Origin of the sequence: Paludibaculum fermentans (assembly GCF_015277775.1) — a bacterium.
GTDB lineage: Bacteria > Acidobacteriota > Terriglobia > Bryobacterales > Bryobacteraceae > Paludibaculum > Paludibaculum fermentans.
Genome location: NZ_CP063849.1, coordinates 7,351,272 through 7,366,006, shown reverse-complemented (window position 1 = coordinate 7,366,006; position 14,735 = coordinate 7,351,272). Strand labels below are relative to the sequence as shown.

Annotated in this window: 12 protein-coding genes; 4 read left to right on the top strand and 8 right to left on the bottom strand. The window is 64.0% G+C overall.

From position 1 onward, the window contains the following. Window positions 1–145: 145 nt before the first annotated feature. Together IRI77_RS29215 and IRI77_RS29210 are read right to left on the bottom strand one after the other, a co-directional pair. Window positions 146–2,920 (bottom strand): protein kinase domain-containing protein, encoded by a 2,775-nt coding sequence (locus tag IRI77_RS29215; protein ID WP_194448498.1) that lies wholly within the window; start codon window positions 2,918–2,920, stop codon window positions 146–148. Continuing rightward, window positions 2,917–3,507, bottom strand: coding sequence for an ECF-type sigma factor (locus tag IRI77_RS29210; RefSeq protein WP_194448497.1), 591 nt, complete (start codon window positions 3,505–3,507; stop codon window positions 2,917–2,919). Before IRI77_RS29210 ends, IRI77_RS29215 begins: the two co-directional genes overlap by 4 nt. 78 nt (window positions 3,508–3,585) lie before the next feature. On the opposite strand from IRI77_RS29210, the gene IRI77_RS29205 reads away from it, so the two are divergent. The 4 genes from IRI77_RS29205 to IRI77_RS29190 are packed head-to-tail and all read left to right on the top strand — an operon-like array spanning window position 3,586 to window position 9,012. Beyond that, entirely contained in the window at window positions 3,586–6,762 is a 3,177-nt protein-coding gene (locus tag IRI77_RS29205; protein ID WP_194448496.1) for a dockerin type I domain-containing protein, read from the top strand. 15 nt (window positions 6,763–6,777) lie between these two features. Further along, the gene (locus tag IRI77_RS29200) at window positions 6,778–7,332 is read left to right on the top strand and encodes a cohesin domain-containing protein (RefSeq protein ID WP_194448495.1); all 555 of its coding nucleotides are present in this window, start codon (window positions 6,778–6,780) and stop codon (window positions 7,330–7,332) included. Beyond that, the gene (locus IRI77_RS29195) at window positions 7,313–8,245 is read left to right on the top strand and encodes an ABC transporter ATP-binding protein (RefSeq protein WP_194448494.1); all 933 of its coding nucleotides are present in this window, start codon (window positions 7,313–7,315) and stop codon (window positions 8,243–8,245) included. The genes IRI77_RS29200 and IRI77_RS29195 overlap by 20 nt, the downstream gene beginning before the upstream one ends. Further along, window positions 8,242–9,012 carry an ABC transporter permease gene (locus tag IRI77_RS29190; RefSeq protein ID WP_194448493.1) on the top strand — a complete coding sequence of 257 codons (771 nt, stop codon included), beginning with the start codon at window positions 8,242–8,244 and terminating at the stop codon, window positions 9,010–9,012. The genes IRI77_RS29195 and IRI77_RS29190 overlap by 4 nt, the downstream gene beginning before the upstream one ends. 12 nt (window positions 9,013–9,024) lie before the next feature. Here the strand turns inward: IRI77_RS29190 and IRI77_RS29185 are convergent, their stop codons facing one another. The 6 genes from IRI77_RS29185 to IRI77_RS29160 all read right to left on the bottom strand — a co-directional run bounded on the left by IRI77_RS29185 (window position 9,025) and on the right by IRI77_RS29160 (window position 14,730). Next, window positions 9,025–9,822, bottom strand: coding sequence for a sugar phosphate isomerase/epimerase family protein (locus tag IRI77_RS29185; protein WP_194448492.1), 798 nt, complete (start codon window positions 9,820–9,822; stop codon window positions 9,025–9,027). A gap of 14 nt (window positions 9,823–9,836) precedes the next feature. Beyond that, complete coding sequence (locus IRI77_RS29180) at window positions 9,837–10,679, bottom strand: ThuA domain-containing protein (RefSeq protein WP_228486377.1); 843 nt, start codon at window positions 10,677–10,679, stop codon at window positions 9,837–9,839. A gap of 140 nt (window positions 10,680–10,819) precedes the next feature. After that, the gene (locus IRI77_RS29175; protein WP_194448491.1) at window positions 10,820–11,236 is read right to left on the bottom strand and encodes an arsenate reductase ArsC; all 417 of its coding nucleotides are present in this window, start codon (window positions 11,234–11,236) and stop codon (window positions 10,820–10,822) included. 14 nt (window positions 11,237–11,250) lie between these two features. After that, the gene (gene arsB, locus IRI77_RS29170) at window positions 11,251–12,336 is read right to left on the bottom strand and encodes an ACR3 family arsenite efflux transporter (protein ID WP_194448490.1); all 1,086 of its coding nucleotides are present in this window, start codon (window positions 12,334–12,336) and stop codon (window positions 11,251–11,253) included. 71 nt (window positions 12,337–12,407) lie between these two features. Next, window positions 12,408–12,761 carry an ArsR/SmtB family transcription factor gene (locus IRI77_RS29165; protein WP_194448489.1) on the bottom strand — a complete coding sequence of 118 codons (354 nt, stop codon included), beginning with the start codon at window positions 12,759–12,761 and terminating at the stop codon, window positions 12,408–12,410. Window positions 12,762–12,915: 154 nt separating this feature from the next. Then, complete coding sequence (locus tag IRI77_RS29160; protein ID WP_194448488.1) at window positions 12,916–14,730, bottom strand: LamG-like jellyroll fold domain-containing protein; 1,815 nt, start codon at window positions 14,728–14,730, stop codon at window positions 12,916–12,918. Between the last annotated feature and the right edge of the window lie 5 nt (window positions 14,731–14,735).

Genomic DNA, 14,735 nt, shown 5'->3' with positions numbered 1-14,735 from the left:
ATGTTTTCCTGGCGTGGTCAGTCCTCGGCGGCCGGCGACGGTTGGCCGAAGCATACGAGTTTGGTGTCGACGACAGTTCCACTGTTTGCCGGCATGCTCACTCTCGGCGTAGAGCAGCTACGGGATCCACCGCGGGGGCGCGTCGCTAGGGTGTGTCCGCCAGATAGATCTCCTGATGATCCACGTCATCCACGGAGTAGAGGAACGACCGGCCGTCCGGATGCGCCGACAGGCAGCGGCCGAATCGAGGCAGCTCCTGGGTCAACCTGGCAATCGCCGTTCCTGGGCCGCCGGAGGGTGGGAATAGCCGCAATACAGGCCGGTCGCCGGGAGAGGCGATGATCAAGCCCGCGGCGGTGGCATCCCAACAGCGGAACTGCACGGCGGCATCGAAGTCAGCGACCTTCGCGCTTGTCCCCGGATCACTCAGGCTCATCCTCCAGATGCCGTTCGTGCCAGGCTTCGAATGATAGAGATACCGGCCGTCTGTGGATTCGCGCGATTCAAATCCGCCATCCCGGCTCAACTGCACCGGCGTGCCGCCCGCCGCGGCCACGCGCCACAGCTCGTTGCGGCCGGTGGTCCTGGACGAGAAGTAGATCCACTGTCCGTCGTGCGACCAACTGGGCACGATCCCCTCCATGCCGCGCGTCAGCGCCACCGGCCGCGATTCGTCTTCCCCCACGACCCACACCTGGCTCAAACCGCCTGCCGTCGAATCGAAGGCTACCCGCCTGCTGTCCGGCGACCACGCGGGGCTCGCCGAATAGCCGCCCAGGGCGGTGAGCCGCCTGGGATTCGCGCCCTTCGCGCTAGCGGTCCAAATCTCGAACTGGCCGGAGCGGTCAGAGGAAAACGCGATCTTCTGCCCATCGGGCGAATAGGAGGCATCCTCATCGGCGCGCGTGGAAATGGCAACCCTTCGCGAGGGCGCACCGCCTGCAAACACCTGCCAGATATTCGAGTCCCGCACCTTCTTCACATACGCCAGCCGCGTCCCGTCCGGGCTGATGTCAACCTCCGAAATACCGGTTTCCAACGCATACGCGGTGCGCGCCGCTCCGCCGGAAACGATATCCGCCATCCAGGGCTCTTTGAAGCCGGCGGATCCGGTTCCGTACAGAATGGCTCCGGACCCCTTCCAGGCAAAGGCCCGGATGCCCGCTCCTTTGGCCACAACGCGCGAGTCTCCGCCGCCGGCCGGCACAATGCGGATCTCGTCCTCACTGCGCCGCACCCGGATGAACGCGATCCATCGCCGGTCCGGCGAGGCTCGTGGAGCCACGTCGGCGGAGTCGGTCCCGGTCTGCGACAACTGCCGCCGCTGGCCCGTCCGTAGTTGGATCGCGAACAGGCACATGCCCAGCCGCAGCCCCCGGACATCGTCCGAAACCACCACCTCATCGGCATCGCCGGGCCAGGTCAGGCGGTCGCTGAGATTGGTCATCGACTGTTCGATAGTGCCGGCAACCTGCTCTGATCCTCCCACCGCCGGCACGACTACTACCTGATAGAGTCCAGCCCCCTGCCGGAGAAATACGATCCGCCGGCCATCCGGCGACCACGAGGGGTTCCATTCGTCCTGGGGGGAATGCGTGATCCGAACCGGATCGCCGCCCGCAAGCCGCTTCACATAGATGTCCCGTTTGCCGCCTTCGCCGCCATCCCAGGCATAGGCAATGGCTTGGCTATCGGGGGAGAATATGGCGGAGCCTTCCCGGCCCGCCGAGCCGGTCAGCAGCGTGCCCTGGACGGCACGCAGTTGCGGGCTAACCCTCATCGCGGTTCGCACGGACTGCCACAGCCACAGGCCGGCGCCCAACGAACCCAGGAGAACCGCCGCCGTTACCACCAGCCTCCTGGTCCGGAAGCGATTCGTAGGCAAAGCAGCAGCCCTGCGCGTTTCAATCATCGCGCTCAAGAGAGTCGATACTTCCAGAGCCGAAGGCCGGGCGGCCGGCTCCCCCTCCAGCATGGCTGTCAGTAGTCCTTCGAACTCCTCCGGAAGAGCCCGCCCATTTACGATGGGGCCGCGAAACTCGGCGGCCGCGATCGCACCGGGCACGGCAAGGGTCGAGTTGCTGGCCAAGGCTTCCGCCGCAAAGGGATGTATTCCGGCAGACAGTTCATAGAGCACGATGCCCAGCGAGAAGATGTCCGTCGCCGGTGTGATGCTCGCACCGCGTGCCTGCTCCGGAGACATGTATCGAAGGGTGCCTGCAGGCCTCGCCTGGTCGGAAGCCACGGCGTTGGTTCGCCTCGCGGCAAGCCCGAAATCCAGCACCTTGACGAAGCCGTCGTTGCGGAGGATCAGGTTCTCCGGCTTGATGTCCCGGTGGACGATTCCGCCGGCATGCGACCCGGCCAGCGCGGCCGCAATCTGCTGCCCCCAACTCATCACCCGCTCCACCGGCTGCGGTTGGCCGCACAGCGTCCGCAGCGCGTGGCCCTCCACCTGTTCCATGACAATGGCCACGGTATCGCCAGTGCGGATCACCTCATGGACGGTCACAATCCCCGGGTGATTCAAGGCGGACGCCGCCCGGGCCTCACGAATCAGACTCTCCACCGCCCCTGCGCCCAGGCTGGTGGGTGCCATGCATTTCACCGCCACAAAGCGGTTCAGGTCCGGATCGAACGCCCGATAGACCTCGCCCATGCCGCCGCGCCCAATCAGCGAGAGCAGTTGGAATCGGCCCAACGCCTTGCCTGCGCGCCGCCCGGCGATCTCCGCGGCGGGCTGCACCAACGGTGCGGCAGGAGCTTCGTCAGCATCAAGATCGGCCAGGAGCTCAAACGCCTTGTCCCGCGCCACGCCTGCGGAGAGGGACGCACGAACAAACTCGGGACGCTTCGGAGCGGGCAACTGGCACGCGGCTTCGTATACCGCCCAGGTCTGTTTCCACTCCTCGTCCGTCATGCCTTTGCCGGAAGTTCGAGAGCCTCGCCCAGCCAGTTGCGCGCGAAATTCCAATGCCGCGAAACGGTCATCTCGGAACAACTCATCCGCTGGGCAATCTCTACGCCGCTGAGCCCTTCAAAGACCTTCAGCTCCACCACAGTCCGCAGCACGGGATTCACAGCCGCCAGGCGCTCCAGCGCATCGTCGATCTCCTGCAAGCGGTCCAGCCCGGGCGCGGTCCCCGGGAGGTCCGGCGGCAGTTCGACCCGCTCCACCCGCTTTGACAACGGCCTCACATGATGGATCAGCAACCGGCGCATCAGGTGGGCAGCCAAACGGAGAAACTCCTCGCGCTCCACCTCGTTATCCTCGCCGCCGGCCCGCAGGGCGCGGATCTTGACCAGTTCCAGGTAGAGCTCGTTCACCAGCACCGTCGTGTGCCAGGAATGACCCGCCGCCTCGCGGCGCATCCGCGAGGAAGCCAGCCGCCGCAGTTGCGGATAGAACATCTCCACCAGCGCCCCGGCCGCCTGACGGTCGCCCGCGCGGAACCGGCGCATCAATGCCCCCGCATCCGCCAGACTGACCTGGGTTCTGTGCGACATGCTACTGCGTAAGTATACAAGAAAGTATTTTCGGCACGTTAGAAAGCGGATCCTGCTCGCCCTATCCCAAGGGAAGGCATGAATTCCACGAAAGCCACCACTCATTCCTCGGCCGGCCACCTCGCCGAACTGTCAGTCTCCCGCATGGTTCGCAGCGTCCTCCGCGCTCCGCTGGCGCTGCTCCTCATATTGCTCATGCTGCCCAAGGTGCCGTTCCTCGCCCCACTCAGCCTGGTGCCCAAAGCCCAGGCCGCCTGGCCAGTGGATCCAGGTTCCTGGGAACGTGGTGTCGTGGCCGGTTACCTCACCGCCCTCGGACTGCCCGAATCCGACGTCGACCTGGTGCAGCAGTACGGCCGCGCCGACCTGCGCGATGACATCCGCGCCCTTCTGCTGACCAAACTCATCACCGTCATCGAAACTCCCGAGGCGCAGCGGAGCGTTGCGGACCAGGCCTACTACGACAAGTTCCGGAATGAGATGTGGGCTCGCCAGAAGCAACAGTACAAGACCGCCGTGGAAGACCGCGACCTGTTCCTCTCCAACCCCTGCGCCTGGAGGGCGGATCAGGACCTGATGGACGCCTTCGACCTCCAGATCGATCTCTCCAGCTACTGTGGCGGCAAGGCCTATGACGCCGGATCGCCCATCTTTGGCGGAAAGCCGCCGATGCCGACGAAGGACTACTTCGTGGCGCTGGGCTTGAAGACGGGCTACACCGCGCCGCTGGCCAAATACGCCGAATCCGGCCGCGCCCTGGAGGGCCTGACCAAGGGCCAGTACGCCATGATCGGCGGCTTCGGCGCCGGAGCCGCGGCTGGCTTCGCCGCCTCCACCGGCATCCTCAGCATCAGCTCAGTCTTCAGGACGGTCTTTCCCAAGGCGATCAACGCCGCGCGCGACGTGCTCACCGTATCCACAAAACTGGGGCGAGCCCTGGGTGTGGGCTTCATCATTGTGCTGGCGGCCGTCCTGATCCTCGGCAGCATCCTGGCCTACCAGGAGCAGCAGAAGATGATCGAGGCTATGAAAGGCCTCGATCGTGACTATGCCTATGTGCAGGGGAATAAACCAGACCTGAATCAGTACCTGACCACCGCGGAGGGCAACGACAAGATTCGCTTCGTCCTGCTCTCGATGACCCTGCCCGACTCCGTCAGCACCGCTCCGCTGCCCTCACACCGGCCCGGCGACCCGGTCTTCGTCGTGGCGCCCCAGTCGGGCACTGAATTCACTACCCCCGTCCTGCAGTACCTCGACAAGGACGGTACCAAATGGAGCGCCCAGACCTACGGCGGCTGGTTCACGGAAGCCGGCCTGACCGCTGGCGGCCAGAGCACCTCGCGCTTCAACGTCGCTCTTCGCTACAAGGACTGGAATGGCGTGTCCCGCGTCGCCACACAATCCGGAGGTGTCTTCACCATCACAAACCTCGACGCACCGTCTACCGGCAGGATCTGCGAACCCACAGGTGCTGGCGTCTACTCCGGCGACACCACGGATTGCATCAGCTACAGCGCCCGCACCATTCAGATGGTCAACCACAACAACCTGCCGGTGACAATCCGCATGAGCGACCTGCCCACGCTGGACGAGAGTGCCTACGTCGGCGTCACCTACGGCGTCCCCAAGTCCCTCTTCCTGAATATGTCCGGCATCCCCGCGCCGCGCCTCCTGCTGGATTCGCCCTTGCCCGCCGGCTTCTCCGTCCTCTCGCCCGGCGGCCCCATCGGCAACGACAAGAGCCAGGCCCAGATCTACTACGACGGGACAGGCGCCGTCGGGGTCTACCCCTTGAATGTCCGTGTGGTCAACGAGGCCGACTCCATCCCCTACACCTACACCATCTCGCTCTTTGAGGCGGTGAAGATCACCTCGCCGGACACCATCACCATGACCATCGGCAAACCGGTGAACTTCCGCATCTCCACCACCGGCTCCGGCAAGACCCTGGAGATCGACGACGTCCTGCCCTCGGGCCTGACCGCCCACATCGACTCCGACGCCCAGGCCACCATCACCGGCATCCCCAACCTCGAGCCCAAGCAGACCGGCTGCGCCTTCAACCCGAACAACCCGGGCGGCAAGTGCGGAGTGCGCGTCTACAACCAGTACAGCTCCGACTTCCAGCAGTTGAAGTTCAACATCCTGCCCGGCTCCGCCGCCAACACCAGCGCCACCTCCGCCACCTGGGTCGCCGGCGAAGCCCAGCAGTTCTGGCTCAGCCACACCGGCGGCCCCTACTACCACTGGGTCAACCTCTGCACCGCCAACATGCCCCCCTGGCTCACCTTCTCCAACGGGCTCGGCATGGGCATCCTCTCCGGCACCCCGCCCGCCAACCTGGCCAACCCGCTGAAGCTCCATTTCGAACCCGTCGTGAACGGCGCGCCCGACCCCGCCCAGAACTGCGCGGCCAGCAATCTCAGCCTGCAAATCGGCTACTATCCGCAGTTCGTCGATCCAAACTATGTCGTCTTCCGAAAGGGAGATTCCACGAAGTCCGTCATCCGCACCATCGACACCTCCACCGCTTACGTCACCATGCAGGGCGGCCTCCCGGAGGGCCTCATCTTCCAGTTCATCGGCAGCGGCCGGTATGTCATCGCCGGCGCTGTGGAAGATACCGTCATCCCGGGCGAATACCGCGTCTTCGTCACGGCTTCAGTACCCGCGCTCAGTTCGACACAGGAACTGCGCGTGCTGGTCACCGAAAAACCGGCCAGCACCATCCCCTTCCCCACCTCCACTTCCTCCAAGTATGTGAACTTCTTCGCCGGTGTCCCCAACAAGCTGGTCATCAACCCGAACGGGTACCCCAAGGCGCCCTTCCCGGACGTGCCCGAACTCGCTACCGGCCTGCGCATCGCGCGCAGCTTCGGCTCCGTGGCCCTGCCGCCCTCCCTCTCCATTCGCGAGTTGAGTCCGGAGGGCAAGGTGGTGGGCAAGGCCGAGATCACCGGCACCCCCTCCCTGGCCGAGGTCGGCACCTATCAGCAACTTTTCCGCTACGACAACGGAGTCGGCGGTTCGATCCCGGACCTCTTCTTCCTGCGCATCGTCAAGCCGGGCGATCTCAATGCGGATGGCAGTGTCGACTGCTCCGACGTCGCGGTCGTTCGCTCCGCCATGGGCACCCGGCTCGGCAATCCGGCCTACAACCCCTTGGCTGACCCGACAGGCGACGGCATCGTCGATGTCCGCGACGTCTCCTACGTCAGCACCAAACTCATCCAGGGCACTCGCTGCCAGTAGAAACGGAGCCCCCTCATGAAACGAATCCTCCTCCTGCTTACGCTCTGCGCCACCGCCCAGGCAGCCACCATCTTTTCGCTCAACCCAAAGATCGGCTCCAGGAAAGTGGGCCAGACGCTCCAGGTCTCGCTCTACGCGGCCAACGTATCCGATCTCGTCGCCTATCAGTTCGACCTGACGTTCTCGACAAACATGGCCGTCCAGAGCATCGACTCCGATGGCCTCTTCGCCTCCGATGGAGTCGGCGTCTTCTACTTCCTGGACAATGCCGCCGGACTCATCTCGTTCCTCAACGATGCCCTCATCGGCTCGGCGGTCCTGAACGGCTCGGACTCGCTGGTGAAAATCACTTTCCTCCTGCTGAACCCTGGCCCCTTCACCATCGGCTTCGACACGGCGGCCGCCTATGACTCCGGCTACGGGCTCATCACAGCCGACTACTACGGCGCCGATGGAATCATCGAGGACGCACCCGCCTCCGTGCCGGAGCCTCGCACGGCCCTGCTTTTCTGCCTCAGCCTCACCACCCTGGCGCTGGCAAGGAGGGCCCGTGCAGGCGCCTGCCGTTGAAGTGGCCGGGCTCTGCAAAACCTACCGCGGCGGCTGGCGCGGCCCCTCCGTGCAGGCGCTGCGGGATCTTTCGCTCACGGTGGAGCGCGGCCAGGCGTTCGGCCTGCTCGGCCCCAACGGAGCAGGCAAGACCACACTGACGAAGATCCTCCTCTCGTTGGTGCGGCCCGACGCGGGGATCGTGCGTCTGTTCGGCCAGGCGCACTCCTCCCCCGGCCTTCGCGCGCAGGTCGGATACCTGCCGGAAGCGCCCAACCTCGCCGCTCACCACACCGGCCGGTCGTTTCTCGATTTCATGGCCCGGCTGTCCGGCCTGGCTCCGGACACACGCAACCGGCGCATCCCCGATCTGCTGCATCAGGTCTCGTTGCACGACGTCGCCGATCGCCGCCTCCCTCACTACTCCAAGGGCATGCTGCAGCGCCTGGGCGTCGCGCAGGCCTTGCTCCATGCACCGCGGTTGCTGGTGCTGGATGAGCCCATCGACGGCGTTGATCCGGCTGGCCGCATGGAACTGCTCCGGTTACTGCGCAACCTCGCCCAGCAGGGCGTCACCCTGCTGCTGAACTCACATCATCTGCCGGACATCGAGTGGCTCTGCGACTCGATAGCGGTGCTCCACCAGGGCCGCATCGTAACCTCCGGCCGCGTGAAGGACCTGCGCGCCACCCAAGGTTTCCGCATCGTCGTCGCGGCGTTGCCGCACCGTCTACAGGAGGAGCTCGCCGCCCGCGGTTTCGTGATCGGACTCGACGGCGAGCGCTGCTGGATCGAGTGCCCCAACCGCCCGGGCCTGAACGCCCTGATCGACCAGATCCGCGCCGCCGGAGCCTCCATTGAAACCATCGAACCCGTGACCCATAGCCTGGAGCGCATCTACCTGAGCGCAGTTGCCGGCGGAGGCAGCCAATGACCCCCGACCTGCTCTATGCGCTGGTCAACGACACCCTTCGCGAGGCCCGCGGCCGCAAGCTGGTCGTGGCGCTCTTCGCTCAATCTGCCCTCTCGGTGGCAGCCCTGGCCTGGATGGCCCACGGCTCTGCTGGCCTGTCGCTGCAGCCGCCCGCGGCCTTGGCCCTGCTGCGGGAAGGACTGCTCCGCTCCGTTCTCTTCCTGTACTTCTGGCAACTCTTCGCAGCCGCGCTGCTGACGACGCCGCTGCTGGGCAGTTGCCTGCAGCGGGGCCGCATCGAGTACCTGCTGGCCCGTCCCGTGGCCCGTTGGCGTCTGCTGCTGGGGCGGCTCATCGGCTGCCTGTGCGTACTCGCACTGAACTTCGTCCTGGTGTTCGGCGGCTCGAGCCTCGTGCTGGGCCTCGGCTCCGGCATTTGGATCCCGTCGCTCCTCTGGGCAGTCCCGGCCACCCTCCTCGCGGCGGGCGTGCTTCTGTCTGCGTCCCTCCTGGTCGTGATCACAGTGCGGAGCACCGCCCTCGCCGGCTTCGCGGCATGCGCCCTGCTGGCCGCCAGCCTCCTCGCCAGCCCGGAACCATTGCTTCGTGCGAGCCTCAGTCCCGCCGCCACGGCCATCCTGCCGCGGTTCTACGGCATGTGTCTCGGCTTGCGCGACCTGATGCACGGCAGCCCATCCTGGCACTGGCAGGAGTTCGCAGTCAGCGCCGCAATGGCCATCCTCTGCACCACCGCCGCGTTACTCATCTTCGAGAAGCAGGATTGCTGAAAGGCTCTGCGGCTAAGCCATCTTCCGGGCCGCCGCAATCTGCCGGCGCACGTCGTCCAGGATGTCGCCGTCCTTCTCATATTCCAGCGCGATCAGCCCCTTGAAGCCGATCCGGTGCAGTTCCTTCATCACCTCGGGAATCCGGCACAACCCCTGGCCCAGCGGTACGTTCACTTCCCCGCCCCGGGCCTGAATGTCCTTCAGGTGTACCAGCTTCAGACGTGGACCCAGCTTCCGTACGGCATCCACAGTATCGTGGCCGCACGAAACGATGTGGCCGACATCCAGCGTGCAGCCCACCGTCTCCGACAGCCCGTCCAAAGCCCGTAGAATATCCTCCGGACTCTCGTAGTCGAACTTCCGGTTCTTGAAATAGTGATTGTGGATGCCGAAGCTCATGCCTTCCTCGCTCATCCGCTCATCGACATACTTCAGGACACCCCCGGTCGGATCGCCCGTGATGTTGGAACAACCCAGGATCCGCGCAAAACGGATCGCTCCATCGAGATCGGCCTTGTCTTTGATCGTGGGCGCATAGTACGACACACAGCGGATCCCGGCCGCGTCGATCTTGCTCCGGAAACTCCCGAACAACTCGGCCGGCGGCTTGTTGAAGTTCATGAACTCGCCGCGCGACATCTCGATCTCGGTCACTTTCAGGGCCCGCAACTGGTCAATCATCGCGTCGGTCGAGATGGCGTGGTAGGTGTACGCCCCGATGCCGATCTTCAGGCGCCGCCCCGCCATCAGCGGAACGCATAGGGCGCCTGCGGAAAGGGCCTGAGCCAAGCCGCGCCGCGTGTAGGTCATGCCAAAAACTCCTTCTACTTGCTCGGACCCGCAGGCATCGGACGCGGCGTCACGTCGGCGTCCACCAGCCCCGTGGCCCATTGGATCGCCCCCATCATCATCGCCTGCATATCGGGCCTGTCCCAGTTCGCCGGCACATGCCCCAGCGTTGTATAGAACACGCGGCCCTTCCCATAGTTCTTCACCCAACTGACCGCAAAATCCCGATCCGCCCGTTTCACCTTCTTATTCGTGAGATCCACCTTCGACGCATCCAGCCGCATCAGCACTCGCGTTTTCTCGCGCGAGTAGTTCTTGATCTGGTAGATCTCATCGGTCATCTGAAACGCCGGGGCCCACTTCTGCATACCGGGGAAGTTCGGATCCTCCACCACAATCGGCGCGTCGAACGTACCCCACGGATGCTCGTCAAAGTAGCCGCCCAGCATCTCGCCATAGGCCGGCCACTGGACAAATGTGATGGCGGCGCTGTGCACCCCCAGGAAGCCCTTCCCGTCCTCGTGCACGAACGAGAGCAGGTCCGCCTTCTGCTGCTCGTCCATCTGCAGCGTACCGCCCGTATAGAAGATCACCGCATCGAAATCGTTCAGGTTTTTGGCGTTGTATTCCAGCTTCTTCTTCGTCAACGGCTCCGTGTCGGTTCTCAGGTGGGTCTCCCACAAGCCGGTCTCCCGGCCCAACCGCTCCACCGTCGCCATTGCATGCGAGATCGCCTCGTGCCGGAAACCCTTCTCATCGCCGATAAACAGCACCTGCTTCGGCCGCTTCGACGGTCCGGCCGCACCCGCTCGCGCCTGTCCGAACCCGGCTCCAGCCAGCGCCAGCACGATCAGGAGCATCGCCGGTAGGCGGCGCACGCTCAGTCTTCTTTCCCTGCGGTTGGATGCCCCGGCGATTCGATGCATTTGAGACAGACCCCTATGGATGGCGCGGACGGCCAACTCAGGTTGTATCAGAATCGCCGGTAAAAAATGAAATGCTGCTCAGCCGGACCCGGTCAGCCTGCGTGCTCCGCGACGAAGCCATCCACGCGGGCCCGGATCTGGTCGCGAATCCTGCGGAAGGCGGCCAGCCGTTCCTCCTCGCTGCCCTCCACCGCCGCCGGATCTTCGAAACTCCAATGAATCCGCTCTGTACCCGCCGGGAAGACGGGACAACTGTCCCGCGCGTTGTCGCAAACCGTCACCACGTAGTCGAACGCCTGCCCTTCGAACTCGCTGACGGATTTCGAGCGATAGCCCGACAGGTCGATCCCCAGTTCCCGCATCACCGCGATCGCCTCAGGCCGCACCAGGCTCGGCTTCGTACCGGCGCTCTCCACCTCGTAGGCGCCCGCGCCGGCGTGCCGGAACAAGCCCTCGCCCATCTGGCTGCGGGCCGAATTGCCCGTGCAAAGCACCAGGATTCTTTTCATCGGGATTCCTTCCTTCACGCACGGCCGGGCCGGCAGGTCTCCACCGCCCCGAACACGCCGCCAAACCACTTCCGGTTGATCCACAACGCCACATTCACCAGGCCAATGAGTACCGGCACCTCCACCAGTGGTCCAATCACCGCGGCAAACGCCGCCCCATGGTGGATCCCAAACGTCGCGATCGCCACCGCGATGGCCAGCTCGAAGTTGTTCGACGACGCAGTGAACGACAGCGTAGCGGACTCGGCATAGTTCGCCCCCAGCTTCCTGCTCATCCAGAACGAGAAGAAGAACATCAGGACGAAGTAAATCGTGAGCGGTATCGCCACGCGAATCACGTCGAAGGGCAACTGCACAATCATCTTGCCCTTCAGGCTGAACATCACCACGATAGTGAACAGCAGTGAGATCAGCGTCAGGGGACTGATCCGCGGAATGAACCGCTGTTCATACCACTCACGGCTCTTCACCTTCAGCAGCACATAACGGGTCAGCATCCCGGCCAGGAACGGAACGCCCAGATAGATGAAGACGCTCTGGGCGATCTCGCCCATCGAGATATCCACCTCCACCGCCCGCAGCCCCAGCCAGCGCGGCAGGGTGGCCAGGAAGAAATACGAGTACACCGAGAAGAAGAAAACCTGGAACAGCGAGTTCAGCGCCACCAGGCCCGCGGCATACTCACGATCGCCGCCGGCCAGGTCGTTCCACACGATCACCATGGCAATACAGCGCGCCAACCCGATCAGGATCAGTCCCGTCATGTACTCCGGCTTGTCGCGCAGCAGCAGCACCGCCAGCGTAAACATCAGAATCGGCCCGGCCACCCAGTTCTGGATCAGCGACAGCACCAGGATCCGCCGGTGCTGAAACACGCGACCCATCTCCTCATACTTCACCTTGGCCAGCGGCGGATACATCATCAGGATCAGGCCGATGGCAATCGGAATCGACGTGGTGCCCACGCTGAACCGGTCAAGCAATGGAACGATCCCAGGCATCGCATACCCAAGACCTACCCCAACAGCCATGGCGGTAAAGATCCACAAGGTTAGGTAGCGATCCAGAAATGACAAGCGCGATGTTGTTGCGGTGGACATGTTCGTTGACTTCTCGACTTCCGGACTCACTCCCCACCCACTTCGTCGAATGACGATAAAGACACAAGCGCCTAGAGGATCGCGACGAGCGCTTTCAGCTTCCGCAGCGTGTTGTAGTTGATGCAATACCCGATACGCGTACCGTCCTGGCTGCTCCGCACCAGCCCAACTTCCTTCAGAATCCGCAGATGCTCCGAAACGGTCGATTGGGCCAATGGCAATTCATCGACAATCTGGCTGCAAACACGCGCTTCCTTCAGCGACAGCATACGGATGATCCGCACCCGCGCGGGGTGCCCCAACGCCTTGGCCAGGCGCGCCAGTTCCTCATCCGCACCCGCCCCTTCCAGCGACACGAACTGCGAGTCGGCCTGCGGCTCGGACGGCGGGCAGCACAGCGCTTCCTGCTCAGGTATCCTCTTCATAGTCTATCGTCGATTTACGATAGCATCAGCCAGAGGAGGCGTCAACGCATTTTGCAGGCTGGCAGGGATAAGCCGCCGTGACACGGCAGCCCATCGGGGATCGGCGAATCTCAACGACCCGTTCGCCGATCCCCGAGAGAAGAAGGAACTAACGTTACGCGTCGATACCGGCGCGGCAATTACCAACCGCTTCAGAGGTCCGCAGGGCCCGGCTGTACACCCGCAGCTTGCGAATCTCGCCGAAGATCTTTGAGCCCACTTTGCCCTCAGGCTCTCCGTTCACATCGCCGAGCTCAGCCGCAAACCGCCCCCACCCGTAATCCCGCACGGCCCCGCCATCGTTTAAGACCCCGTCAATCACCACGGAGATGATCTTTGGTCCGCCGTCGACGATGAACACGACATGCTGCCACACACCCGAGCGCAGCGTACCCGCATGCGTCCCAGGATCGCTGTCCCACGACGCACGTGTCCGCCCGTCGCTCATCGTCAGCGCAAGCGTGAACCGGTCGCTGGTCCGCACCGACACGCCCTGCCCGGACGCGGTCATCGTATCGAACAGCACCTGCCCTTCCGACAACTCGCTCAGCCTGACCCAGAACTCCAGCGAGAAGCCGCCGCCCGACGAAAGCTCCGCCAGCTTGGGCAGCGCTACGGAAGCAGCCCGCCCGGCCGCCGTCGCCACCAGCCCGCGCTTCGCCACGGACTTGTTCTCCAGTTGATTCCAGATCCCATCCAGCAGCGTCTGGTCAATCGGGTGCACACGCGCATAGGTCTTCACCGTCTCGGTGATGTAGTAGCGCCCCTTGTCCTCCACGAAATCCGGATAGCTGATCCGCGTATCCGGGTTGTCGTCATACAGCAGGATCTCCGGCTGGCTCCAGTGAATGAACCCGTTCTTCTCCACCCCGCCGGTGATCCAGCCCGGATTCCGGCCCGTATAATACGGCCACTTCTGCGCGTGCACGGCCTCGCCCGCATGGTTGTGATACCACAGCAGGAATTTGCCGTTGCTGAACTTGCGTACGAAGTTCGCCGCCCGCGGATGCTTGATCGGCCGGCCGCCCGGCGTGTACGTCGCATAGCCCGGCGGAGTCCAGGTCCTGCCGCCATTCCGGCTGTACGCCGCGCAGTTGTATCCGTCGATGCTGCGATACGTGCAATACAGGCTGCCGTCGCTCAACTCCACCAGGTTCGCTTCGTCCGACACCGGATTCTTCGGCGCCCGCAGCCCCTCGTCACCCTCCGGCAGCAGCTCCCAATGCAGCTTCGCCGGGTCCTTCTCCGTGGCGATGTTCGAGCTCTTCATAAAGACGCCTTGCGACGTCACCATGCCGCCTGGATCGCCCCATTTCCCCACCTTGGCGTACCCGAAGATCATCTCTTTCTTGCTGGTCAGGATGGGCTTGCCCACCCCCCAGAAGTACATCAGCTTCCCTTCCCACGCGTTCTCGCGGTCGATCCGCATTGGCCGCATGGGAATAAAGTAGCGATCCTTCGACCAGCTGTGCCCGTGATCGTCCGAGTACTTGTACGCGTACTTGCCCAGTGTGTCCACACGCCGCCCCACCTTGGGATTGTTGCTGCGCGTGTCCAGCCGCAGGTTCTCCGAGTTGTACGTATAGAACACGTACACCCGCCCGCCCGGAGCAATGAACGGCATCACCCACGACGCCTCCGGCCCGTCCGCCGGCTCGATGTCGATGGGCGTCGACCACGTCCGCCCCAGGTCCGTACTGATCGTCGAAATGATGTGCTGGCCCGGCTCGCCCTCCACACCACGCCCCGTCGTCAGCACGCACAGCCAATTGCCGTCGCGCGTCACCACCACGTAGGGCTGGTCGCTGTAGCCCTCCCGTGGAATCTGCCATCCGTTCTTGACGTTGCGCCAATCCGGCTGGCCGGCTTCCGCTGCGTGAACCGGAACACCTAGAATCGCGCTCGTGGCGAAGAAGTCTCGTCTGGTCATGGTGG